Source organism: Tenacibaculum haliotis, from assembly GCF_025215075.1.
Classification (GTDB): Bacteria; Bacteroidota; Bacteroidia; order Flavobacteriales; family Flavobacteriaceae; genus Polaribacter; species Polaribacter haliotis_B.
The window spans coordinates 18,952-44,709 of sequence record NZ_JAOBTH010000016.1; the positions used below are offsets into that span (position 1 = coordinate 18,952).

23 protein-coding genes are annotated in these 25,758 nt (G+C 31.4%); 8 read left to right on the forward strand and 15 right to left on the reverse strand.

Annotation, left to right across the window (positions count from 1 at the left end; translation table 11 throughout):
* Positions 1 to 13: 13 nt before the first annotated feature.
* Entirely contained in the window at positions 14 to 1,768 is a 1,755-nt protein-coding gene (gene aspS / locus N2251_RS00790; protein WP_260584780.1) for an aspartate--tRNA ligase, read from the reverse strand.
* 156 nt (positions 1,769 to 1,924) lie between these two features.
* Here aspS and N2251_RS00795 point away from each other — a divergent pair, with 156 nt between their 5' ends.
* Together N2251_RS00795 and N2251_RS00800 are read left to right on the forward strand one after the other, a co-directional pair.
* Complete coding sequence (locus N2251_RS00795; RefSeq protein ID WP_260584781.1) at positions 1,925 to 3,679, forward strand: M28 family peptidase; 1,755 nt, start codon at positions 1,925 to 1,927, stop codon at positions 3,677 to 3,679.
* A gap of 2 nt (positions 3,680 to 3,681) precedes the next feature.
* On the forward strand, positions 3,682 to 4,029 hold the full coding sequence (locus N2251_RS00800; RefSeq protein WP_260584782.1) for a HopJ type III effector protein: 348 nt from the start codon (positions 3,682 to 3,684) through the stop codon (positions 4,027 to 4,029).
* Between the two features lie 371 nt (positions 4,030 to 4,400).
* Here N2251_RS00800 and N2251_RS00805 read toward each other — a convergent pair whose 3' ends face one another.
* The 4 genes from N2251_RS00805 to pheS form a co-directional block, all read right to left on the reverse strand.
* Complete coding sequence (locus tag N2251_RS00805) at positions 4,401 to 5,768, reverse strand: alanine/glycine:cation symporter family protein (RefSeq protein WP_260584783.1); 1,368 nt, start codon at positions 5,766 to 5,768, stop codon at positions 4,401 to 4,403.
* Positions 5,769 to 5,905: 137 nt separating this feature from the next.
* A complete protein-coding gene (locus N2251_RS00810) occupies positions 5,906 to 7,024 on the reverse strand; it encodes an SDR family oxidoreductase (RefSeq protein ID WP_260584784.1) in 1,119 nt (372 codons plus the stop codon).
* Between the two features lie 51 nt (positions 7,025 to 7,075).
* Positions 7,076 to 7,471: a hypothetical protein gene (locus N2251_RS00815; RefSeq protein ID WP_260584785.1), complete on the reverse strand. Its 396-nt coding sequence runs from the start codon at positions 7,469 to 7,471 to the stop codon at positions 7,076 to 7,078.
* Between the two features lie 58 nt (positions 7,472 to 7,529).
* Complete coding sequence (pheS, locus tag N2251_RS00820) at positions 7,530 to 8,549, reverse strand: phenylalanine--tRNA ligase subunit alpha (RefSeq protein WP_260584786.1); 1,020 nt, start codon at positions 8,547 to 8,549, stop codon at positions 7,530 to 7,532.
* A gap of 219 nt (positions 8,550 to 8,768) precedes the next feature.
* Between pheS and gdhA the strand changes: the two genes are divergently transcribed.
* Both gdhA and N2251_RS00830 read left to right on the forward strand, forming a co-directional pair.
* Positions 8,769 to 10,112 (forward strand): NADP-specific glutamate dehydrogenase, encoded by a 1,344-nt coding sequence (gene gdhA / locus N2251_RS00825; RefSeq protein ID WP_260584787.1) that lies wholly within the window; start codon positions 8,769 to 8,771, stop codon positions 10,110 to 10,112.
* Positions 10,113 to 10,191: 79 nt separating this feature from the next.
* On the forward strand, positions 10,192 to 11,148 hold the full coding sequence (locus N2251_RS00830) for an endonuclease/exonuclease/phosphatase family protein (protein ID WP_260584788.1): 957 nt from the start codon (positions 10,192 to 10,194) through the stop codon (positions 11,146 to 11,148).
* Between the two features lie 55 nt (positions 11,149 to 11,203).
* On the opposite strand, the gene glmS is transcribed toward N2251_RS00830, so the two are convergent.
* Genes glmS through N2251_RS00845 form a run of 3 tightly spaced genes read right to left on the reverse strand, consistent with a single transcriptional unit; the run spans position 11,204 to position 15,483 of the window.
* Entirely contained in the window at positions 11,204 to 13,060 is a 1,857-nt protein-coding gene (gene glmS / locus N2251_RS00835; protein ID WP_260584789.1) for a glutamine--fructose-6-phosphate transaminase (isomerizing), read from the reverse strand.
* 9 nt (positions 13,061 to 13,069) lie between these two features.
* A complete protein-coding gene (locus N2251_RS00840; RefSeq protein ID WP_260584790.1) occupies positions 13,070 to 14,653 on the reverse strand; it encodes a DUF4270 family protein in 1,584 nt (527 codons plus the stop codon).
* A gap of 11 nt (positions 14,654 to 14,664) precedes the next feature.
* Positions 14,665 to 15,483, reverse strand: coding sequence for a glycogen/starch synthase (locus tag N2251_RS00845; protein ID WP_260584791.1), 819 nt, complete (start codon positions 15,481 to 15,483; stop codon positions 14,665 to 14,667).
* 96 nt (positions 15,484 to 15,579) lie between these two features.
* Here N2251_RS00845 and panC point away from each other — a divergent pair, with 96 nt between their 5' ends.
* The 4 genes from panC (at position 15,580) to radA (ending at position 19,491) form a co-directional block, all read left to right on the forward strand.
* Positions 15,580 to 16,425, forward strand: a complete 846-nt coding sequence (gene panC / locus N2251_RS00850) for a pantoate--beta-alanine ligase (protein ID WP_260584792.1) — start codon at positions 15,580 to 15,582, stop codon at positions 16,423 to 16,425.
* 48 nt (positions 16,426 to 16,473) lie between these two features.
* Positions 16,474 to 16,824: an aspartate 1-decarboxylase gene (gene panD / locus N2251_RS00855; protein ID WP_218772008.1), complete on the forward strand. Its 351-nt coding sequence runs from the start codon at positions 16,474 to 16,476 to the stop codon at positions 16,822 to 16,824.
* 2 nt (positions 16,825 to 16,826) lie between these two features.
* Positions 16,827 to 17,774, forward strand: a complete 948-nt coding sequence (locus N2251_RS00860) for a lysylphosphatidylglycerol synthase transmembrane domain-containing protein (protein ID WP_260584794.1) — start codon at positions 16,827 to 16,829, stop codon at positions 17,772 to 17,774.
* Positions 17,775 to 18,129: 355 nt separating this feature from the next.
* A complete protein-coding gene (radA, locus tag N2251_RS00865; RefSeq protein ID WP_260584795.1) occupies positions 18,130 to 19,491 on the forward strand; it encodes a DNA repair protein RadA in 1,362 nt (453 codons plus the stop codon).
* Between the two features lie 99 nt (positions 19,492 to 19,590).
* Here radA and N2251_RS00870 read toward each other — a convergent pair whose 3' ends face one another.
* From N2251_RS00870 to N2251_RS00900, 7 genes are all read right to left on the reverse strand, one after another.
* The gene (locus tag N2251_RS00870; protein ID WP_260584796.1) at positions 19,591 to 20,226 is read right to left on the reverse strand and encodes a Cthe_2314 family HEPN domain-containing protein; all 636 of its coding nucleotides are present in this window, start codon (positions 20,224 to 20,226) and stop codon (positions 19,591 to 19,593) included.
* Positions 20,227 to 20,367: 141 nt separating this feature from the next.
* Positions 20,368 to 22,581 (reverse strand): transglycosylase domain-containing protein, encoded by a 2,214-nt coding sequence (locus N2251_RS00875; protein WP_260584797.1) that lies wholly within the window; start codon positions 22,579 to 22,581, stop codon positions 20,368 to 20,370.
* A 105-nt stretch (positions 22,582 to 22,686) separates the two neighbouring features.
* Positions 22,687 to 23,304 (reverse strand): MarC family protein, encoded by a 618-nt coding sequence (locus N2251_RS00880; RefSeq protein WP_068702354.1) that lies wholly within the window; start codon positions 23,302 to 23,304, stop codon positions 22,687 to 22,689.
* Positions 23,305 to 23,306: 2 nt separating this feature from the next.
* Complete coding sequence (locus N2251_RS00885; RefSeq protein ID WP_260584798.1) at positions 23,307 to 23,816, reverse strand: DUF3124 domain-containing protein; 510 nt, start codon at positions 23,814 to 23,816, stop codon at positions 23,307 to 23,309.
* Positions 23,817 to 23,940: 124 nt separating this feature from the next.
* The gene (locus tag N2251_RS00890; protein ID WP_260584799.1) at positions 23,941 to 24,519 is read right to left on the reverse strand and encodes an NAD(P)H-dependent oxidoreductase; all 579 of its coding nucleotides are present in this window, start codon (positions 24,517 to 24,519) and stop codon (positions 23,941 to 23,943) included.
* Positions 24,520 to 24,549: 30 nt separating this feature from the next.
* A complete protein-coding gene (locus N2251_RS00895) occupies positions 24,550 to 24,888 on the reverse strand; it encodes a hypothetical protein (protein WP_260584800.1) in 339 nt (112 codons plus the stop codon).
* 55 nt (positions 24,889 to 24,943) lie between these two features.
* Entirely contained in the window at positions 24,944 to 25,525 is a 582-nt protein-coding gene (locus tag N2251_RS00900; protein ID WP_260584801.1) for a Crp/Fnr family transcriptional regulator, read from the reverse strand.
* Positions 25,526 to 25,758 lie beyond the last annotated feature (233 nt).

Here is a 25,758-nt window from a genome sequence, read left to right on the forward strand (position 1 = left end):
ATAAAAAAGTAAGTTACTCTTTTAAGTCTAATTTTATACTTAATTCTGCTAGTTGCGCATCATTTAAAGCAGCCGGAGCATCAATCATTACATCACGCCCAGAGTTGTTTTTAGGGAATGCAATAAAGTCACGTATTGTTTCTTGTCCACCTAAAATAGCAACCAATCTATCTAATCCGAAAGCTAAACCTCCGTGAGGTGGCGCACCGTATTCAAAAGCATCCATTAAGAAACCAAATTGTTCTTTCGCTTCAGCTTCTGTAAAACCTAAATGCTTAAACATAATGGCTTGCGTTTCTTTATCGTGAATTCTGATAGAACCTCCACCTATTTCATTTCCGTTTAACACCAAATCATAGGCGTTTGCTTTTACAGCTCCTGGATTTGTATCTAATAACTCTAACTGACCTGGCTTTGGTGACGTAAACGGATGATGCATTGCGTGATAATGACCAGTTTCTTCGTCTAATTCTAATAAAGGGAAATCAATTACCCATAACGGAGCAAATACCTTTGGATCTCTTAAACCTAAACGTTCTGCCATTTCCATACGTAAAGCAGATAATTGCGCACGTACTTTAGTAGTGTTTCCTGATAAAATACAGATTAAATCACCAGCTTTTGCGCCAGTTTTTTCTGCCCATTTTGCTAAATCTTCTTGGTCGTAAAATTTATCTACAGATGATTTAAAAGTACCATCTTCGTTACATTTTACATACACCATTCCTAAAGCTCCCACTTGCGGACGACGTACCCAATCTATTAATTTATCTATTTCTTTTCTTGTATATGAAGCAGCACCAGGAACTGCAATTCCTACAACTAGTTCAGCATCGTTAAATACTTTAAATTCTTTTTGCTGTGCAACGTCATTTAATTCGCCAAACTTCATTCCGAAACGGATATCTGGTTTGTCATTTCCATACAAACGCATCGCGTCATCGAATAACATTCTTGGGAATTTATCTACTTCAACGTTGTTGATTTCTTTTAGTAAATGACGTGTTAACCCTTCAAAAATATTTAAAATATCTTCTTGATCTACAAAAGCCATTTCACAGTCAATTTGTGTGAATTCTGGCTGACGATCTGCACGTAAATCTTCATCTCTAAAACACTTTACAATCTGAAAGTATTTATCCATTCCACCAACCATTAATAGTTGTTTGAAGGTTTGAGGTGATTGTGGTAATGCGTAAAACTGACCTGCATTCATTCTTGAAGGCACTAAGAAATCACGTGCTCCTTCTGGAGTTGACTTGATTAAATAAGGTGTTTCAACTTCTATAAATTCTTGATCAGATAAATATTTACGTACTTCCATAGATACTTTCGATCTAAAGATCAAACTATCTTTTACAGGATTACGACGAATATCTAAATAACGATATTTCATTCTGATATCTTCACCACCATCCGTTTTATCTTCAATAGTAAAAGGCGGAGTTTTAGCTTCGTTTAATATTATTAAACTGGTCACTAACAATTCTACTTCACCAGTAGGAATATTTTTATTTTTAGACTCTCGTTCGATAACAGTACCGGTAACTTGAACAACAAATTCACGTCCTAAAGTTTTGGCTTTTTCCATTAAATTTTTAGAGGTACGAGCTTCGTCAAAAATTAACTGTGTAATTCCGTAACGATCACGTAAATCTACCCAAATCATAAAACCTTTATCACGAGATTTTTGTACCCAACCAGATAAGGTAACTTCAGTATTTATGTGTGAGGCTCTTAATTCGCCACAAGTTTGCGTTCTGTACATTTCTTGAATTTTAAAAGTGCAAAATTACGTAAATAAAAAGGAGGATTAAAAGTAGTTAGAATAAAAATGAATACTAAATGACTAGCTTTATAACTTTATAGTTAAATATGTTTCTCAACATAAAAAAATAGTACTTTTAAACTTCAAAAAAATATCATGTTTAAAAATATACTTTTAGTAATAGTACTTGTTGTAACTTTTGTTAGTTGTAAGAAAGAAAAAGAGATTCAAACTTTAAATTCTTCAAATTATTTTGATGTTCTTAATAAAGAATTTACAGGAGATTTAGCTTTCGAAACAACTTCGTTTGTTGAAAAATATTGGAGAGTTGTGGGTAATACAGGTTTTAATAAAAGCGTGTACAGAATTGCTGATGAGCTTGAAAAATCAGGGTTTGTAAAAGAATATGTTGCTACGAATACTGACTTTTTAACCTACAGAATTGAAAAAAGACCACTTGAAAAACCAACTTGGGAATCTGTTAATGCTGAGGTGAAAATAGTTGGTGAAGAAACTCCTTTGTTACAACATAGTACCAATAGAAACATGATTGCTTTAAATTCGTACAGCACACCCAAAGAAGGTGTTACTGCAGAAGTCGTTTATGTAAAAGATATACAGAAACTAAAAACATTAAATATAAAAGGTAAAATTGTTTTTGCAGAAACAAGCCCTAGTAGAATATTTAAGCAAGCTATTGTAGAAGGAGGAGCAGCAGGATTGATTACTTATAGCAATCCGAAATATTTACAGCCTAAAAAAAACAAAACTTCAATTCAGTTTAGATCTATTCCTTTAAATGAAGAGGTAAAAGCATGGGCAATTGCCATGTCTTATGAGGCTAAAGAGAAATTGAAAGCTACGTTATTAAAAGGAAAAGTTGTTTTAAACGTAAATGTAGAAACGAACATTTATCCGTCAGAAGAATTAACAATTATTGCAGATATTAAGGGGGTTAAATCACCTAAAGAGCGTTTAGTTTTTAGTGCGCACATACAAGAACCTGGTGCAAATGATAATGCAACAGGAGTAGGAGTGGCTTTAGAAATGGCAACTCTTACTGCAAAATTTATTAAAGAGAAGCGATTTACACCAAACAGAACATTAACTTTTTTATGGGGAGATGAAATTATTTCTACAAACCGATATGTTAAAGAAGATAGTATTAGAGCTAAAGATATAAAGTGGGGAATTTCATTAGACATGGTTGGTGAAGACACCGAAAAAACGGGAGGTACTTTTTTAATAGAAAAAATGCCAGATCCAAGTGCTATTTGGACACGCGGAAATGACAAACATACAGAATGGGGAGGTAGAAAAATGAAATTAAGCGAAATGAAACCTCATTATTTAAATGATTTTTTAATTGATAAATTTAAAGAGCAAGGTAAACGCGCAAACTGGGTAGTTAGTACAAATCCATTTGAAGGAGGAAGTGATCATGTTCCGTTTTTAAAAGCCGATATTCCGAGTGTTTTATTTTGGCATTTTACAGATCAGTTTTATCATACTGATAATGATAGAATAGATAAAGTATCTAAAACTACCTTAAAAAATGTAGGTGTTACTTCGTTAACATCCGCTTTTACATTATTAAATGCTGATAAAAATACTGCTAAATCAATTTTAATGAACATCGAAAAAACGGCACTTTCTAGACTTAAAGAAGAACAACATCAAAGTGAAATGTCTTTAGCAAAAGGAGATTCTTTAAAAACCCAAATAGCAATAATTTCTGCATGGAATAATTGGTATGCTAAAACAGCAACAACTACAACAGATATTGTAAAAGATAGTGCTGCTTTTAAAAAGGAGGTTAAAAAATCTCAAAAATTAATTGATTCAATGTCTTTAAAGGTTATCAAAGAGCTTGTTAAAAAGGATTCACTTATGACTTCAGAAAAATTATAATAATGACGGTAGAAAATTTTAAAAATAAATTAAGAAACACTCCGAAAGACATTAATTTTTCAGAAACGATGAGTGTTGTTGAAGAGAACTATGTTTTTACTCCATCTGCATTTAAAAATGGAGATTTACAAAATAGTAGCATCGAAAATTTAGGTTCGTGTAAAGTGTTTTCTTTTGCTTTAAAAGAACAGTTAACCAAAGATGAAACCTTGGCTTGTTTTGGACAATATTATTTTAACGATGTTTTAGAGAATCTGAATGGAACAGATCATCAAAATATCAGAAATTTTATGAATACTGGTTTTGTGGGATTGATTTTTGAAAATGAAACGTTAGTAGAAAAAGTGTAGTTTCATAATGTAATTTTATAAATTTCGTATTTTAGATAATGTCGAATCCGTCAACCTGAATTTATTTCAGGTTCTCATCCTTATTTGTAAAGGTAATGCGATGCTGAAATAAATTCAGCATGACGTTTTTTATAGTTGATTTAGCCAGTAAAAAAATAGCATAGCAATAAGTTCGGTAAATAAGCCTAGCCCCGATTGTAGCATTTGTTTGAGCTCTTTTTTACTGCCTGTTTGAGTGAATTTTGAAGTATGAAAAATTTGTATCGAAAACGGCGGTGGAAAAAGCGAGTGCGGAAAGCGGGAAATAGCTTCAAAAAAAAACACCCATTATAATTTACAATAGGTGTTTTGTTTTATATAGAAAAGAATGTTTAATCAAAAGCGCCTGACTTTAACTTTTGGAAATATAAACTTGCTGCTTTTTTAACTTTCGGAGCTAAAATAAGTGTAGAAAGTACCGTTGGAATTGCCATTAAGGCATAGGCGCTATCCATTAAATTGATAACAAAATCTAGCTTAATAATAGAAGCGATTACAATTACCAATATGTAAAAATAATTGTAATATTTTCCTGTTTTAGAGCTTGTTAAGAAACTTAAACAACTAAAACCGTAAAATGAATAGGTAAACAGTGTTGAAAAAGCGAAAATTAACACACAAATGGTTAAAATGATACTTCCTGAATGATAAGGTAAAACCGAATCGAAAGCAGCTAAGGTCATAGAAATACCGTTACCATCAAAATTTTGCCAAACACCAGAAGCTAAAATTGCCAATGCGGTTAATGTACAAACCAATAAGGTATCTATTGCAGGACCTAACATAGCCACTAAACCTTCTCTAATTGGCTCTTTAGTTTTTGCGGTTCCGTGCATCATTGGTGCGGTTCCTAAACCTGCTTCGTTAGAAAAAGCAGCACGTTTAACTCCGGTAATTATTAAAGCTCCTAATGCACCACCTAAAACTGATTTCCCTGAAAAAGCATCGGTAAATATTAGTGAAAATATTCCAGGAACTTTATCAAACTTTAAAAGTAAAATAGTTATTACAGTTAATAAATAAACAACCACCATTATGGGAACTAATTTACCTGCTACTTTTCCTATTCGTTGGATTCCGCCAAAAATTACCATCGAAACAATTACTGCAATTGTTAACCCGATTAATAATTTAGCAGTAAATTCATTAGCTTGATTTACTTTAAAAACATCAATAATGGTTTGTGTTAGTTGATTTGCCTGAAAGGCAGGTAAAGTTCCTACTAAACCAGCAGTAGAAAAGAAAATAGCTAAAGGCTTCCATTTTTTACCCAAACCTTCTGTAATTACATACATTGGTCCTCCTTTTGCATTTCCTTCTTTATCTTCACCTCGATACATTATTGCCAAACTACAGGTGAAAAATTTGGTTGCCATACCTACAAAAGCACTTAGCCACATCCAAAAAATAGCACCAGGACCACCAGTGGCTATCGCGATGGCAACACCACTAATGTTTCCCATTCCTACCGTTGCAGCTATGGCAGATGATAAGGCTTCGTAATGCGATAAATCTCCAGGAGAATCGTGTTTGTCGTATTTTCCTCTTAAAATAGCAATGGCATGCCCCATATATCTAAAAGGAACCAAGCCTGAATATACAAATAAACATAATCCGCCACCGATTAGTAATATTAATAAAGGGATTCCCCATATCCATGAAGAAAAATCAGCAACTAAATTTTGAATATCTGCGAACATAAAATTGTTTTGTTTTAAGTGAAATGAATACTATTAACTTTTTAAAAAAAGGTATTCGACTAATTTAATAGTAATACCATCATAAAAAAAGAGTAACCTTAATTTATACTAAGGTTACTTCTGTTATAATTTTAGGATTACCAATCTTCTCCTTTAAAATTTTTTGATTTAGCGTAACTAATCGTGTTTTCTAAATAATCTTCGGTGTTATATTTTGGTATTGGTAGTATCGATTCTAATAAGCTTGTATCGTATTCATAAGGCTCAGAAGTTAGGTATTGGTTTAAATGCAAGCCAATAGTTTTGTAATAAATGCTTTCTAGTCTGTTTTTACCTTTTAAAAGGGCACCGCCTGTTGAAGAATTTAAAATAGTAAAATTATTAAAATCTACTGTTTTTAAAATCCTTTCCATCCCTTTTACAATATTTGTACTTTTAGAGTGTACAATATTAAGTTGTACTATTTGTTTTTGATATACATTGGCTATTATTTTTGCAACATAATCTACAGGAATAATATTTAAACCTGTTTTAAAGTTTGCTGCAAGTCTAATAGAAGTATTTGCCAACGGGTTTTTATAAAAAAACTTACCTAAAAGATAATAAACCATGTAGTTTGAAATAAAATAAGGAGCGTTTTTAAAAATATTACCACCTAAAACACTCGGTCTTAATATTTGAATGGCAATATTATTTTCTTTTCCCTTTTTTAATAAATACTTTTCGGTAGTGTGTTTTGCTTCTTCGTAGAAATTACGGTATTTAGGTTTTTTTGTACTGTGATAATCATTATCAATTAACCCGCCAATATTACCAATACTAAACGCGGTACTTATATAGGTAAATTTTGTGATGTAGGAAGAAAAGGCATTAAAAACATCTTTTGTAAATTCATAAACGCCAGTAAAAATAATATCTCGTTGCGATTCATCAGTAGATAAATTTACACTTCCTGCCGAGTGAATAAAAAAATTAGTTTCTTCTTTTGATAAAAAAGTTGCAGGCTTAAAGAAAGCAACCATATCTAAAACTTTTATTTTCTGATAAATTAAATCTTTATTTTCTGAAATAAATGTTGGAGTAGCATCATTATTCAATATGTTTTGAATTCTTTGCAATGCTGATTTTCCATTTTTTTCTCTTACAGGAAGAAATATATGTTTAATACTATCTTGTTGTAATAATTCATAAAAAACTTGAGAACCTAAGGTTCCAGTTGTACCAGTAAGAATAACATTTATTTGATTTTGTTCCATTTCAATGTATAATTAATCTTTTTGATTTGTTGTAAAGAAATACAGTGTTACTTATTTACAAACAACTCCTTTTTTATTTAAAATATCAATGTGTCTAAAAAAACCTTCTTGAATGGTACCTTCTTGAAAGATAAATGTTTTGTCATGTAAAACATTGTTTTCGAAGAAAGTAACTTGAAATTGATTGTCTAAAGCAAATAATTCTGGTTGCATTATTTCAAATTTAGAAAACGAATTAGCAGGTAATAAATCTATTTTTCTGCGGAACAATGACGTTTTTTTTGTTTCAGAAAATCCTTGAGAAACAATTACCACCATTTCTAAAGGCACTTCTTTTTTATTGATGATGTATACACACCATTCATCAGTATTATCTGTCTGGTTTTTTTCTAAAGTGATGGCAATTTCTACATTTTCAACTTTAGGTACGTGTATGTCTTTTTTCATTTTAATTAGTTTAAAAGGAAAGACGAAAGTTTTGAGCTTTCGTCTTTATATTGTTTTATTAAATTACCGATTTAAATTGCTCTAAAAAACGTTTGTCGTTTTCATAAAACATTCTAATATCAGGAATTTGATATAATAACATGGCAATACGTTCAATTCCCATTCCGAATGCATATCCAGAGTATTTGTTAGGATCGATGTTTGCGTTTTTTAATACATTAGGATCTACCATTCCGCAGCCCATAATTTCTAACCAACCGGTTCCTTTTGTAATTCTATAATCAGTTTCTGTTTCTAATCCCCAGTAAATATCTACTTCGGCACTTGGCTCTGTAAACGGAAAATAAGAAGGACGTAATCTGATTTTTGATTTACCGAACATCTCTTTTGTAAAATATAAAAGCGTTTGCTTTAAATCGGCAAAAGAAACATCAGTATCAATATATAAACCTTCTACTTGATGAAAAATACAGTGCGCACGCGCAGAAATATCTTCATTTCTAAAAACTCTTCCTGGAGAAATAGTTCTAATTGGCGGCTCGTTATTTTCCATATAACGAACTTGTACCGATGAGGTATGTGTTCTTAATAAAGTATCAGGATTTTTATCAATAAAAAAAGTATCCTGCATATCACGTGCTGGGTGATATTCTGGTAAGTTTAAGGCAGTAAAATTATGCCAGTCATCTTCAATTTCTGGTCCTTCAGAAACAGTGAATCCGATTCTATTAAAAACCTCAATAATTTGATTTTTTACTAAAGATATTGGATGACGAGAACCCAAATTTATTGGTTCTGAAGGACGTGTTAAATCTCCGTAAATACCTTTATCTTCAACAGCGTTATCTAGAGTGTCATTTAATTCGGTAACTTTACTTTCAGCAGATTTTTTTAAATTATTTAATGCCTGCCCAAAATCTTTACGCATTGCAGCATCAACATTTTTAAATTCGGCAAATAAATCTTTTAATAAACCTTTACTACCTAAATATTTTATTCTGAAAGCCTCAACTTCTTCTTTAGAAGTTGCTTGAAAAGCTTTTACATCACCAATCAGTTCTTTTACTTTATCTAACATCTTGTTTTTCGGAATAATTAAGCTGCAAATTTATGATTTTAAAATGAAAAAAGTGTAGGTTTTCCCAAGAGTTATCGTCTATTGAAATATATTAAATTAAAAGAGTGTTAAATTCTTAAAAATAAGCAAATAATTGATCTTTTTAAATTTAACAAATTGTAAATTAATTATATTTGCGGAACAAAATTGTTTAAATCATAATATAACATAATTAAAATTATGGAATCTAAAATAAATGCATTTATGGATTACGTTAAGGAACGTAATTCTAATGAACCAGAGTTTTTACAAGCTGTTCACGAAGTAGCAGAAACTGTAATTCCATTTATTGAAAACAATCCTAAGTATCAAGGAAAAAAATTGTTAGAAAGAATGGTGGAGCCAGAAAGAACTTTAATGTTTAGAGTTCCTTGGGTTGATGATAAAGGAGAAACTCAAGTAAACCGTGGATATAGAGTTGAATTTAATTCAGCTATTGGACCGTATAAAGGTGGATTGCGTTTTCATCCATCAGTTAATTTATCAATCTTAAAATTTTTAGGATTTGAACAAGTATTCAAAAACTCATTAACCACTTTACCTATGGGTGGAGGAAAAGGAGGTTCTGATTTTAATCCGAAAGGAAAATCTGACCGTGAGGTAATGGCTTTTTGTCAAGCTTTTATGTCTGAGTTATTCCGTCATATTGGTGCAAATACTGATGTTCCTGCGGGAGATATTGGTGTTGGAGGAAGAGAAATCGGATTTATGTTCGGTCAATATAAAAAATTACGTAACGAGTTTGTTGGTGTTTTAACAGGTAAAGGAGCATCTTGGGGTGGTTCTTTAATTAGACCAGAAGCTACAGGTTACGGGGATGTGTATTTTGCACAAAACATGTTAAAAACTAAAGGAGATTCTTTTAGTGGGAAAATAGTAGCGGTTTCAGGATCTGGAAACGTAGCGCAATATGCTACTGAAAAAGTAACTGAATTAGGTGGTAAAGTTGTTACTATGTCTGATTCATCGGGATATATTTATGATGCTGACGGAATTGATGCTGAGAAATTAGCACACGTTATGGAGATTAAAAATGTTCGTAGAGGAAGAATTAATGAGTATGTTGAGAAATATCCAAATGCAAAATTCTTTAAAGGAGAACGTCCTTGGGGAACAAAATGTGATGTAGCTTTACCTTGTGCGACTCAAAATGAGTTAAACGGTGAAGAAGCTAAAACATTATTAGCAAATGGATGTATGTGTGTTGCAGAAGGTGCAAACATGCCTTCTACACCAGAAGCAGTTGAAGCATTTTTAGAAGCTAAAATTTTATTCGCTCCAGGAAAAGCATCAAATGCTGGTGGAGTTGCAACATCTGGTTTAGAAATGAGTCAAAATTCATTACGTTATAACTGGACTAGAGAAGAGGTTGATGCAAAATTAAACCAAATTATGAATGATATTCACGCATCTTGTGTTGAATATGGAACTGATGAAAATGGTTTTGTAGATTACGTAAAAGGAGCAAATGTTGCTGGTTTCGTAAAAGTTGCTGATGCAATGTTAGATCAAGGAGTAGTGTAATTATTACTTTTTAAAATATTAAAAAACACGCTATTTATAGCGTGTTTTTTTATTTAGTACTTTCGTTAAAATTTATTGAATGTCAAGATCAAAAAGAAAAAATGTTTTTACCGTTGCTTTTTATAATGTAGAAAACTTGTTTGATACTACTAATAATCCTTTAACTGCGGATGATGATTTTACACCAGCAAGTAAACGCAAATGGAATCATGAAAAATACCGTCATAAAGTTAAAAAATTGACTTCAGTAATCAGTCAAATTGGTAAAAATAAATCTGCTTTTCCACCTGCTATTATCGGATTGGCAGAAGTTGAAAACGCTAAGGTTGTTAAAGATTTAGCAAAACATAAAAATTTATCAAAATATAACTATAATTATGTTCATTATGATTCTCCTGATGAAAGAGGAATTGATGTAGCGTTACTTTATAATAAAGATTTTTTTAAAGTGATAACTACGGATGTGCATTCGCTACATTTAACTGATGATAAAGGTGCTGTTGATTACACAAGAGATTTGTTAGTGGTAAAAGGAAAGTTACATGGAGAGTTACTATATGTTTTAGTAAATCATTGGCCCTCTAGAAGAGATGGAGATATGGAAACCAAAGATAAACGGATTAAAGCAGCAAAACACGTACATGAGGTTTTAGATACTATAAAAAAGGAAGATTCCGCGGCTAAATTTATCATTATGGGTGATTTTAATGATGATCCAATAAGTGAGAGTATTGAAGATTTTTTAGTTACTGATTATTTATACAATCCGATGAAATCGTTATTTAAAAAAGGGCAAGGAACTTTAACTTTTTACAAAGAATGGCACTTGTTTGATCAAATTATTTTTTCAAGAGATTTTTTTGATGCAGAAAAAAGTAATTTTAGTTTTTTAAAAGCGGATATTTTAAAAGAAGATTGGTTGCGTTTTTATAAAGGAAAGTTTAAAAATAGTCCTTTTAGAACCTATATTGGTCCTTGGTATCAAGGAGGATATTCAGATCATTTTCCGGTGTATCTTACTTTCGAAAAGGAATAAAAAAATCCGAAGAACTATTTCTTCGGATTTTTTTATATTATAAATTAATTACTGATTACTCAACAGTAACAGATTTTGCTAAGTTTCTAGGTTGATCTACATTTTTTTCTAATAATACCGCAATATGATACGATAATAACTGAAAAGGAATTGTAGTTAATAACGGCGTAAATGCTTCTTCAGTATCCGGAATTTCAATAACGTGATCTGCAATTTCTTTTACAGTAGTATCACCTTCAGTAACGATAGCAATAATTTTACCACTTCTTGATTTAATTTCCTGAATATTACTTACTACTTTTTCGTAATGACCCTTACTTGTCGCAATTACAAAAATTGGCATGTTTTCATCAATTAAAGCAATTGGTCCGTGCTTCATTTCAGCAGCAGGATATCCCTCTGCATGAATATATGAAATTTCTTTTAACTTTAAAGCGCCTTCTAAAGCAACAGGAAAGTTAAATCCTCTACCTAAATACAAACAATTTTTTGCATCTTTATAAACATTTGCAATATCTTTAATTTGTGCATCCGTTTTAAGTAATTGTTCTACTTGAGCAGGAATTTGTTGCATTGTTTGTAAGTACTTATTTACTGCAGATGTAGCTAATGTTCCTTTAGCTTGTGCCAGCTTTAAAGCAATTAATGTGAGTACAGTTATTTGCGTTGTGAATGCTTTTGTAGATGCAACCCCAATTTCAGGCCCCGCATGAGTGTAAGCACCCGCGTGCGTTTCTCTAGCGATAGATGATCCTACAACGTTACAAATACCAAAAACAAAGGCTCCTTTTGATTTTGCTAATTTAATTGCAGCTAAGGTGTCAGCCGTTTCACCAGATTGAGAAATTGCAATTACTACATCGTTTTCGTTAATAATCGGATTTCTATATCTGAATTCAGAAGCATATTCAACTTCAACAGGAATGCGAGCCATATCTTCAAAAAGATATTCACCTACTAATCCAGCATGCCATGAAGTACCACAAGCAATAATAATAATTCTATTTGCATTTGTGAATTTTGATATATTGTCATCAACACCAGCCATACGAATTATGCCTTCATCAGGAAGCATTCTTCCTCTGTAAGTATCTATAATAGCTTTAGGTTGTTCGTAAATTTCTTTTAACATAAAGTGATCATATCCACCTTTTTCAATCTGCTCTAAGCTTAATTGAAGTTTTTGAATGTTAGCATCAATTTCTTTGTCACCTTGGATTTTATGAACTCTAATTTCTTTATTCTTTTTGATGATGGCTAATTCACCATCTTCTAAATAAATAGCATCTTTTGTATATTCGATAAAAGGAGAGGCATCAGAAGCTACGAAAAATTCTTCGTTATCTTTTCCAATACCAATGGCAATTGGACTTCCTAAACGGGCAACAATTAGCTCATCTGGTTTTGTTTTGTCAAAAACCGCAATTGCATAAGCTCCAATAACACTCGTAAGTGCTAATTGTACAGCTTTACCTAGCTTACAGTCTTCACTTTTTTTAACTTCCTCAATTAAGTTTATTAAAACCTCAGTATCGGTATCACTTTTAAAAGAGTACCCTCTTGATATTAATTCTTTTTTTAATGTATCATAGTTCTCAATGATTCCATTATGAACAATAACTAAATCACCAGATTCAGAAAGATGAGGGTGAGAATTTACATTATTAGGTATTCCGTGAGTTGCCCAACGAGTATGTCCAATTCCGATAGTTCCTTTTTTTCTTTTTTCATCGTTATTAGTGATGACTTCTAAATCTGCAACTTTTCCTTTAGTTTTAGATAAATGTATGCTTTGTCCGTCATACATCATGATTCCAGAACTATCATATCCTCTATATTCTAAACGTTTCAGTCCGTTTATCACGATTGGATAAGCATCTCTATTACCTATATAACCAGTTATTCCACACATAGTAAAATCTTATTTTTCTTTAGAATATGATATTTTTAAAACAGCTCTTCTAGTTCCGTTTGCTGCTTCATCACCATTTTGAAGTGTTACCCCTCTAGGATTCCAATTGTATGAACTAACAGATGCCGAATTTGTCGGCGTATCAGTAGTGTTATATACTTTTAAAATTAATGGATCAATGGTTGCTTCTTCACTCTGTGTTAATAAATTTGAGAGATAATCAGTAATTCTAAAAGAATATTTTTCAGGCGTAGTATCAGATGACTCTAAAGAACCACCAAAACTTGCAGCTTCAGTATAAGCATCTGAAATATGTGTAGGGGATACTCCTCCACTTCCATTATCTTTATTCTGATAAAGAAATAACTTTTGGGGTATTGTATTATTATCGGTGTTAATTGTTTGATTAACATAAAAAGACAAAGTAGCATCATTAACCAACCAATCATTATCTCTTAATTCTTGAAGCTTTGTATTATCTAAAATTGTTACTTTAGCCATAGTTCCCGCAGTTCCTTGAATAGTAAAGTTATTAGCAGGAGCCGCAACAGTAGGTGCTGTCATTTTATACATACTATTTCTTATACCCGATAAAGGAAAAGAATAAGTTCTAGGTAAAGTGTCTTTTAAGGCTAAAACAGCTTGTCCAGCTTCTTTTTCGAAAGTAGTAATGGTATAGTGAAAATCAAGGCTAGCAGAAGTATTAACTCCTAATAAACTAAGAGGAACCATAGCTCCGTCACTACCTTCAGCTTTAACAATTAAACCTCTAAAATGAGCATTGAAAGATTCTAAATCAGAAAACTCTCCTCCCTCAAATTTATCCCAAAAAAGACTCTCCATTTCTGTTTTGTCTAAAGGGATAGTTAAAAAAGGGGCTTTATTTGCCAATTTAACTGTATCTTGATAAGTATTCCCGTTACTAATATTTCTAGTTAATATTAACATGGTATCTATCGCACTAGGCTTAAATGTGAATCCAGCATTTTCGCTTAATAAACGATCTTCAATATAAGAATGATTAGATTGAAAGCTATTTGAATTTGCAGGATTGTCAGGGTCTAATGTGTTTAGATAAGTTCCGTTTTTAAAAACCTTTAATGAAGTAGCAGTATTTGGATCTCCTAAAACAGAGTCTAATCTAAATTTAGGTTTTCCATCACTTTCTTTTCCAATACTCGTTGCTGTATATGGTAACTTAAGTACAACTTTGTCAAGTACAAAAATAGAATCTAAATCTCCATCTTCAGTAGCTGGTTTTACATCTTGAATTTTTAAATTAGCAGGTAAAGACAATTGACTAACAAAAGATGCTTCAATCGTTTTGTAATTGTCACCTTTAGATACACCTAGCCAATATTCTCCGAGTGTTCCGATACTAATATTATCTGCTCTAACTGAATTATATAAAGGGTTTGCATTCAAATCGGATATGTCAATTTGTTCAATTTCTACATCGATTAATACTTCACCTGTTTCAAATTTTGTGTTATTTATAACTCCGTTTCCTACGTTGTTAAAATCTTTTTCACATGATATTATAGCTGCAAAACATAGCATACTAATACCTAAAATACCAATTTTTCTAATCATTTATATTGTTATTATTCGCTTAATTCTAAAACGTTTTCTTTATAAAATTGTAAATATGCCTCAGTTAATACTTCTTCTGATTGAAATTCTAAAATTTTAGTACTTTTTTCATCAATAAAAGCATTAATTTCATCAGGCAATACTTCACTACCTTTTACAATAGCATCTGAGTTTTCAATAGCACTCTTTAAGATGTTAATTTGATTTGGTGTAGCTACAGTTGCTATTTTTGACTCATCAATTTTGTCAAAACGCACTTTTTTTGCTAATTCCCCATTCAATTCACCTTCAAAATTATTATTATAAATCGAAGTTACAATCTTGCTTTCGGTAAACAATGGTTCCTCCTTATAAAATTCTCTTAAATATAAAGGAAGTAGAGAAGCCATCCATCCATGAACGTGGATAATATCTGGTGCCCAGTTTAGTTTTTTAACAGTTTCTATAACGCCTTTCGCAAAGAAAATCATGCGTTCGTCGTTGTCGCTAAACATTTTGTCATCTTCATCAGAATAAACCGCTTTACGCTTAAAATACTCTTCGTTGTCAATGAAATACACTTGCATCCTTTCTTTAGGAATTGAAGCTACTTTAATAATTAAAGGCATATCCATGTCGTTAATTATTAAGTTCATACCAGATAAACGAATAACTTCATGTAATTGATGTCTTCGTTCGTTGATTACCCCATAACGAGGCATGAAAATACGGGTTTGAACTCCTTTAGAATGTGCGTTTTTAGCAACATTAAATGCAGTAGATGATAATTCTGTTTCTGGTAAATAAGGTGTTACCTCCGATGAAACATATAATATTCTCTTATCCTTCATTAAGTCTGTCTATTTTATTGAAGATGCAAAAATAAGAAAATTTATGCTAAAATGGTGTTAAATTGCTAATTTTGCATGTATTCCAACTATAATAGAATGAAAGTTTATAAAACTAAATCAGAATTAAAAGAATTCTTATCAGATATAAAAAATGCTAATAAGTCAATTGGATTCATCCCTACAATGGGGGCCTTGCATCAAGGTCATTTGTCGCTTGTTAAAGAGTCAAAGAAAAAAAATGATATTACAGTAGTAAGCATTTTTGTAAACCCAACGCAATTCGATAAGAAAGAAGATTTAGTAAAGTACCCTAAAACATTTGATAACGATGTTCAGCTTTTAGAAAGCGTTGTTTGCGATGTTTTATTTTTTCCTTCTGTAAAAGAAATATATAGTGAAAATATTGTGTCAGAACGTTTTAATTTTGATGGATTAGAACATCAAATGGAAGGTGAATTTAGAGATGGTCATTTCGACGGAGTGGGAACTATCGTAAAAACATTATTCGAAATTGTGGAACCTGATGTTGCTTACTTCGGGAAAAAAGATTTTCAACAGTTACAAATCATCAAAAAGATGGTTGAAAAACATGCACTTTCGGTAAAGATAAAAGGATGCGATATTTACCGTGAAAAAGATGGTTTAGCAATGAGCTCACGCAATACGAGATTAACAAAAGAACATCGAGAATTGGTTCCTTTTATTTATAAAACATTAAAAAAAGCAAAGAAGAAATTTATCACTAAAAACGGAAGTGAAGTTACTGAGTGGGTAAAAAAACAGTTTAAAAAACAACCGTTGTTAGAACTTGAATATTTTACGATTGCCAACGAAAAAACCTTAAAAACCATCGATAAAAAAGAGTCTGAACAAAAATATCGGGCATTTATTGCAGTTTTTGCAGGAGAAATTAGATTGATAGATAATATCCGTTTAAAATAAAATCATTCAAAAACAACTCATTAATCATTAAAAAACTATTTTTGCACTATGTTAGTACAAGTCGTAAAATCTAAAATCCACCGGGTAAAAGTTACGGGTGCCGATTTAAATTATATAGGAAGCATTACCATTGATGAAGATTTAATGGATGCAGCAGGAATTATTGAAGGAGAACGTGTTCAGATTGTGAATAACAATAATGGCGAACGTTTAGAAACATATGCAATTCCTGGTCCAAGAAATAGTGGGGAAATAACCTTAAACGGTGCCGCTGCCAGAAAAGTAGCAAAAGGCGATGTGTTAATACTAATCGTATATGCTTTTATGGAATTAGAAGAAGCTAAAAACTTTAAACCTTCGTTAGTTTTTCCTAATGAAGAAGATAATACCCTTACATAGTTTTGAATATTAAAAAAGCATTAAAAATTATATTACCTCTCGTTTTGGGAGGTTTTTTGGTTTGGTACTCTTTGTCAAAAGTGTCTATAGCAACTTTACTAGATTATTTTAAAGAGGCAAATTATTGGTGGATAACTTTAGGATTATTCTTCGGAATTTTAAGTCACTTGTCTAGAGCATATCGTTGGAAGTTTTTACTGGAGCCAATGGGTTATAAGCCAGATTTTGGTAACAGTACCATGGCAGTTTTAGTAGCTTATTTAGTAAATTATGCAGTACCAAGAGCCGGAGAAGTATCCCGCGCAGCAGTAATGACAAACTACGAAAACATTCCGTTCGAAAAAGGTTTCGGAACCATCGTTGCAGAAAGAATGGCAGATTTAATTATGATGTTAAGTATCATCGCCATTACGTTATTTGTACAGTTCGATTTTATTTATGAATTATTAACAAAGAATTTTAATCCACTAAAAATAGTAGCAATATTAGCAGCTCTTATTGTAGCCGGATTTATCTTTTCGAGATATGTAAAAAAAGCAAGATCAGGAATTGGCCTAAAAATAAAAAACTTTATCTCAGGTTTAGTTGAAGGAGTCATGAGTATATTTAAGATGAAGAATAAATGGGCGTTTATTTTTCATACCGTATTTATTTGGGTAATGTATGTGTTAATGTTCTGGGCAACAATACCCGCAATTAATGGTTTAAATGTTCCTTTAGGAGGTGTTTTAATTGGTTTTATTGCAGGCGGATTTAGTATTGCAGCAACCAACGGAGGTATCGGTTTATATCCGGTAGCTGTTGCAGGTGCCTTAGCTTTATTTGGTATTGCAGAAGAACCAGCAACCGCTTTTGGTTGGATTATGTGGACAGCCCAAACGGCGATGATTATTGTTTTTGGAGGGCTAGCATTTTTATTCTTACCTATCTATAATAAAAATAAAAAGTAATAGGGCGTTCCCTTGCAGGTCGCGCTTTCGCTACTCGCTTTTTTTGAAAAAACTAAAAAGAGCTCAAACATGTCGCTCAATCGCTAACGCAGGTTCTTTATAAACTTTAGTTATAAGTTATTTTTGTTCAGCTGTGTTTAAGAAGTTGTTTTCGTGATTATGAAAATCATACTACCGTGTCATGCTGAATTTATTTCAGCATCGCATAACTCTGATAAATTAGAAACTGAAATAAATTCAATTTTAGGAATTCACTTTTTTTAGAATAAAATTTATACAGACGTTAAAAATAATCAATAGCATTAAATATTACTTTGTAACTTTGATACTTTATAAACGTTACAACTAAACCTAAATGGCTAAAACCAAAACTACTTTTTTCTGTCAAAACTGCGGAGCGCAACATGCGCAATGGGCAGGACAATGCAATACTTGTAAAGAATGGAATACCATTGTTGAAGAGGTAATTCAGAAAGAAGAAAAAAGAAGTTGGAAAACGCCAGAGAACAACAAAAAAAGAGTTGCTACGCCTTTAAGAGTACAAGATATTCAGTTGAATCAAGAAGAACGTGTTGAAACAAAAAATAACGAATTAGATACTGTTTTAGGTGGCGGAATTGTAAAAGGTGCCGTTGTTTTATTAGGTGGTGAACCCGGAATTGGTAAATCGACCTTGTTGTTACAAATCGCTTTAAAAATCCCGCAAAAAGTATTGTACGTTTCAGGTGAAGAAAGTCAGTCGCAAATTAAAATGCGAGCTGAGCGTTTAGAAGCTACAAATTCTAATTGCTTAATTCTTACTGAAACAAATACGCAGCAAATATTTAAAAATATAGAGGAAGTTAAACCTGATGTTTTGGTGATTGATTCTATTCAAACCTTACATACAAATTCTATTGAAGCTTCACCGGGAAGTATTTCTCAAATACGTGAAACATCCGCAGAATTAATAAAATTCGCCAAAGAAACTTCAACTCCGGTATTATTAATTGGTCATATTAATAAAGAAGGACACATTGCAGGGCCTAAAATTTTAGAACACATGGTAGATGTAGTTTTACAGTTTGAAGGCGACAGAAATCATACCTATAGAATATTACGTTCTCAGAAAAACCGATTTGGTTCTACTGCCGAACTCGGAATTTATGAAATGTTATCTAGCGGATTACGAGAAGTCTCTAATCCGTCTGAAATATTAATATCAAAAAAAGATGCCGATTTAAGCGGAACCGCAATTGCATCAACTTTAGAGGGTATTCGCCCTTTAATGATCGAAATTCAGGCTTTGGTTTCTACCGCAGTTTATGGTACACCACAACGTTCTACCACTGGTTATAATTTGAAAAGATTGCACATGATTTTAGCTGTGCTAGAGAAAAGAGCAGGTTTTAAACTAGGTGCAAAAGATGTGTTTTTAAATGTTACAGGCGGAATTCATGTAGATGATCCTGCTATTGATTTAGCGGTTGTTGCAGCCATTTTATCATCGAATCAAGATTTAGCAATTAACCCGAATGTTTGTTTTGCTGCCGAAGTTGGTTTGGCAGGAGAAATACGACCGGTTTCTAAAATTGATCAGCGTATTTTAGAAGCTGAAAAACTAGGGTATAAAACTTTAGTAGCATCGAAATACAATAAAATATCTTCTAAAAACCACGGTATAAAACTCGTTTTAGTTGGTAAAATAGAAGAGGCTTTCGCTACGTTGTTTGCTTAAGTTTTGTTAATACACTTGACTAGTATTTATAAGTGTAAGCAAAACAGAAAACACATAAAAACTCCTTTAAATAGAATAAAATGGGTGTAAGTATGTTTTTTAATATCCTGTTTTCCATTTTTTTTCAAAAAACAATTCTTGCATTTTAGTCAATAATTCAAACATGCCATTTTCAGTGTTTTGGCAATACTGTTGATATTCTGAATTATCAATTTTGGGCTTGTCTAATGACCAGGTTTTATGAACCTCATTGTGAATTATTTTGTTTCGAACTTTACTTATCTTGTTTGCCCATTGTCCATCTTCGTAAATTTCCTTGAAAAGTTGATTTATAGATTCAGCTTTATCATTTTGTAATTTATCAAGTGTTTTATGAAAGTGATTTCCGTTTTGAACTTTTTTATCCAGTCCGAGAATAATAAAAGCTAGTCGTTTACTAAAATCTAAGTATGCTTTTGTTTGAATTATAAAATTCTCCATAAAGATATAATCGGTGAAAGAAATATTATTTTCCCATTCAGTAGTGTGTTCTTGTTCTGAATATTTATCCTTTTTTAAATAATGAATTTGCCAAAGAAATTCAAGATTTACTCCTGCGGAAAGAAACTTAGAAAGAACAGAATCAGTTTGGTCTAATATTTTATCGGATTGATTCGGGATATTATTTCTTAGAGTATATTCCTTAGCGCTATTATAGAATTTTTCACAAACGTTTTTAGTTTGCTCTCGATTCATCTTAGAAATGTGAATGAAATTCGTAGTATTCATATTTATGCTAACTTAATTATATAAAGATTTTTGATTTTTTTATCAGCGCTAGCTAAGTTATCAGAAAACAGGCTAAAAATAAAATTAAGTATTTCGAAACAGTAAAGACTAATCGTTCTTCTTTTTCTTTTTGCCAAAAAGTCTATTAAAAAAACCTTTAATTCCTTTTTGTCTGTAAGGAGGGCATTTTATTGATTTGTAAACATCATCTGGAATATTAAAATCGGTCAAGTATTTTTTACTTAGCTCGGCGTCTTTCTCTATTTCTTTAATAATATTGGCAACAATAGGTAGAGCCAATGACGAGCCAGCACCTTTTCCGCTTTTAAAATGTATGGTGTTTTTTGAAGTTCCTACCCAAGTACCAAAAACAATATTGGGGGTGTAGGCAAGAAACCAAGCATCGGTATAATTTTGCGCGGTACCTGTTTTTGCAGCAAGCTGACTTTTAATTTTATAAGTGTTTCTAATCTTAGCTCCCGTACCTTGGTCAACAGCTTTTTGTAAAATGGCTGTTAGTGTTTCAGTAGTTTCTTTTTTAAAGGCTTCTTCGGCTTTTTGCTCCTTACTTTCATAAATAATAGCACCTTCTTTATCGGTAATTTTAGTAATCATGTACAAGTCGTTCATGGCGCCATTATTAGCAAAGCTACCGTACGCTTTTGTTATTTCGGACAATGATAAGTCTAAGGTTCCTAAAGCAATAGACGGTGCATTATTGGTAATTTTAGGAAACTGTAGTTTTTCACAGTAATTGATTAATAATTCTCTTTCGAGTTTAAAATAAAGATCGATAGTTGGTAAATTCATAGAATGAATTAAGGCATTCCATAGCGCAACTTTACTCTTGGGTGTTGAGCTGTAATCGGCATTTTGAGGCTTCCAATTATTAAATTTGGGATATGTTTTTTCTTCGTTGTTAAAATAATCGCAAGGCGAAATGCCATTTTCTATGGCTGTAGCATATAAAATTGGTTTAAAAGCAGAAGCTATTTGACGATGCGATAAAACCATATCAAAAGGAAGTATTTTAAAATTGTTTCCACCTACCCAACTGATAACTGCTCCGTTTTTAGGATTTGTAACCAATACAGCCGCATTAAGCATTTTTGCATAATGCCATAAACTATCAATTTTAGTACCTTTTATTGTTTTAGTACCTTTTATTGTTTTAGTACTGTCCCAATCAAACAACTTAAAGGTTTTGTTTTGTTTGTCTTTTTCAGAAGAAAAACGGTTCTTTTTTAACCAGCTATTTTTTAAACTATTTGATCGTAGTTCTTTATCTAATTCCTTTTGTTTTACTATAAGTTGTTCTTTAGCTGCTTTTTCGGCAATTTTTTGAATACTGTAATTTAACGTGGTATATATTTTTAAACCGTCGGCTTCTAAATTGTGTTTTATATTTCTTGTTTCATTAATGCTATCTATTATTTTAACAGCTTTTTTCTTTACTTGATAAGAAAAATACCCAGCAGTTGTTTTTAAATCAAGGTTTTTATAGCTTAGTGTAAGTGGTAATTTTTGTAAACTATCCGTAGTTTTGGTATTTAAATACTGTTCGTTTTTCATAAGTTGCAGCACAATATTTCTTCTGCTTAAAGCATTTTTAGGATACAACCTTGGGTTGTAATAAGTATTTGCTTTTAGCATACCAACTAACACAGCAGACTCTTCGGCATTTAACTCATTTGCCTTTTTATTAAAAAATCGATTAGCGGCAGATTCTATTCCGAAGATGTTTTCACCAAAAGGAACCGAATTAAAATACAATTGAAGTATCTCGTTTTTAGAATATAAATTTTCCATTCTGCTAGCAATAATAAGTTCTTTAATCTTATTTATGGGCATGCTTAAAAATCCGTGATACTTTCGTCCGTATAAGTTTTTAATTAATTGTTGTGTAATGGTGCTTCCGCCGCCGCCAGAAGCATCTTGCATTAAAATACTTTTAAATAGCACTCTTGCATAGCTCTGACCATCGTAACCATTATGAGTATAAAAACGTTTGTCTTCCGTAGCAATTAAAGCTTCTTTTAAATGATTTGGTATTTGTGATATGTTGATGTTGGTTCGATTTTCTGTGAAAATTTTACCGATAATTACATCATCCGAAGAATATATTAAAGAGGCTTCTTCATTTATTATTGATGATAATTTTTTGTTGTTAGGTAAAGCGCCAAACACCTCAAAATATACCAAAGAGAAAAGTAGTAATATTGATAGAAATATTATACTAACCAAACCCGTTACATATTTTAATAAACGGATTAAAGTTTTCTTTTCAGTAAGCTTATGGTACATTTCTTTGAGTGTTTTCATTAAAGTGTAAAACGTAGTGTAAGTGATAAAATTGTAAGTAGTTTATACAGAGCGGTAGTACTAAATTTCAGGTAAAAAGAGTAGGTAAATCAGCTTTTAAAAAAGTTAATTGTATATGTTTTTAAAGTAGCTAGTAATTCCGCTTAAAATACTTTGTATTGCATAAGAAGCTAATATTAGCCCCATAATCTTACTTAAAACGGTAATTCCGTAATTACCTATTCTTTTTTGTAAATGATTTGCAGTTAAAAGAATTAAACAAGTAATACCAATTACAAGCAGTACAATTATGGTTGTAATAGTTTGTTGTTGAATTGTGTAAACATGGTTATTGGTCATTAAAACAACAGCCATAATTGCTCCGGGAGATGCTATAGAAGGAATTGCTATTGGAAATATAGTAACATGTTTATAATCAGTTATTCTGTTTTTTTCTTGTTCAGGTTTTCCGTCGCCAAATATCATCGTTAATGCAAATAAAAAAAGAATGACTCCTCCAGAAATTTGAAAAGCATCAAGAGATACTGACATGCTTTCTAAAATTAATTGCCCGATAACAATAAAAAAGAGCAGTATTATAAAAGCAATTATTGATGCCCTAATAGCAATTTTCTTTTTATGAATTAAATCAAACTCTTTAGTTGCTTCTAAGTAAACGGGTATTGTACCTATAGGGTCAATTACTGCTAAAATGAAAAAAATAGTTGTTAAAATTTCAGCCATAATTACTTAATACGTTTAGCGCTTGTTGTGAAAGATAAACCTTGTTGCCCCATAGTTGATGTCATTACGCCTTCAAATAAAGGTTCTGGGCAATTTTGAGGTGTTTTCCATTCAAAAATAAAATTAGAACCAGTGCCTCCAGAAACATCAATTTCATCTATAATTATTTCTGTAGTTTCCATAGGTGCTAAAAAAATAGGATAATCAAAATATTTTCTAATTGATTTGCCATCAGTATCATAATACTGAGCTTTTAAAAGATAAATTGTATCTAAATCACTGGTGTTTCTCATACTTACCATTGATGTTAAATTATGAGTTTTATGTTCTGTAAAGCTATAAATTTGGGAATAAATGGATAGATAAGATTTTCCGAATTTAAGTGATCTTTTGTTGTTTATATTGATGGCTCTTTTTGACCAGTTCTCAGAATTTATAGAGCTAATTTTGTTTTTTTTACTACAGCCTAAAACTAATACTAGCAGTACTACGATAAAAGATATATATTTCATTTAAATAGGATGTTTTTTATGTAAAAACTAGTTTCAGCGAAGTTATTAGAAAATAAGTTTAAAATCAAGTAAAATATAATATGCTGAGAAATAACAAGCTGCTTTGAGTGGTTGTAATTAAAAATTAACTATCCGTTTTTCCGAGTTTTTCGACTTTTTTCAGCCACTTTTTCCTGAATTTTTCTTCAGACATTCTAATAGGGCCAATCGTTGTTACTTTTACTTTTTTTACTCCGATAAAATGAAGCGTTAATTTTTTCATAGCATTAGTACTTGGTCTTTTATAATACCAACGATAATACCATGAAGGTTGATCTAAAGTACAAATTATTCTGGCAGTTTTATTTGTCAAGCATTTATCTGACCATAATGAGTTGGCTCTTTTTTTAAATGCAAAACCAGGTAACAAAATTCTATCTATAAAACCTTTCATTATTGCGGGTAATGAACCCCACCATACTGGATATATCCAAACCAAATGATCGGCCCATTTTAATTTATTTTGGACTTCTAATAAATCGGGTTCTAGTTCGGTTCTTTTCCTGTAGCCAAACTCAAGGTTTGGATTAAAATTTAGTTCTCCAATATTAATTATTTTTACTTCAGTATTAGACTTTTCGGTACCTAATTTATAAGATTCAGAAAGTGCATAATTAAAACTTTCTTTATCTGGATGCCCATTTATGATTAATATTTTTTTCATTTTAGTTATAAGTATAAAATAGTGGGGGTTTTAGAGAAGTTTTTTAAGTTTTACTTCAAACTTAGTACCTGATAAATTATATACGGTAAAGAATTTATATAAAATAAAACAGGTCGGAACTGTTAAGAAAAAAGTACATACTAAAAAAGTAATACTACTACATATAATATTTAAAAATAAGGCACCAATATCTCCAATATAGGACGAAATATTTTCTTGTTGCTTGTTAAAATAATTATAAATGCCACAAGTATAATCGTAAAAACGAATTAAAGTTTCGTAAATAAGCCAAGTAGGGTAAAACCATTTTCTAGTTGATAGCCACCAGTTGCCCCAAATTGATTTTAATTGTAAACTGTTTGTCTCCATTATGTTTGTTTTTTACAAAGGTCATACAAACAAAAGAGGTGTCATTTGATATTAATCAAGTTCGGTTTTTTGGGTTTCTAATTCTGCTTAAAGTTTCGAGTGTAATTCCTAAATAAGAAGCAATATGTGTTAAAGGAATTCTGTTTGTTATTGTTGGATGAATAGTAATTAAGTGATTATATCTTTCGTTGGCCTTGTTAAATTGAATGGTGTATAAACGTTCACACAAACCTAACATAGTTTCGGTAACAACTTTACTAATAAAACGTTCAAAATCATGATGTTTATTTGAAAGAAGCGTCATCGTATTCTTTGAAAATTCAATAACCGTTACATCTTCAATAAACTCAATATAATGCGGACTTGGATTATCGCTAAAAAGACTTACAATTGATGCCATAAATTGGTTTTCGAAAGCAAACCAATCAGAAATATCTTTTCCATCTTTTAAATAGTAGGCTCTGGCGCACCCTTCTATAATTAAATACGCTTTTTCAGCATATTGCCCTTCACGAACTATAATTTCACCTCTTTTAAACGTTTTAATTTTTGAATTATGGATAAACTCTTGTTTGCAGACTGCGGATAATGGAGCGTAAATTTTTTCAACTTCGTTTAAGATTTTTTCGCTATTCATTATTGTAAAAATTTAAGTTCCTAAAAATAACAATGAGCGAAGTTATTTGAAATGAAGTAAAAAGTCAAACAAAAACGATTTAATAAAAAACCCTTACAAAATGCGAGGGCACTGAAAAAGCAACTCTTTTTGAAATTTAACTTTAAAAGCGATTAAGAAATGTTACATTTCTCTTAATCGCTTTTTGTTTGCTGTACTTTTTTTGATAAAGTCTTATGTTATATAAAAATTGG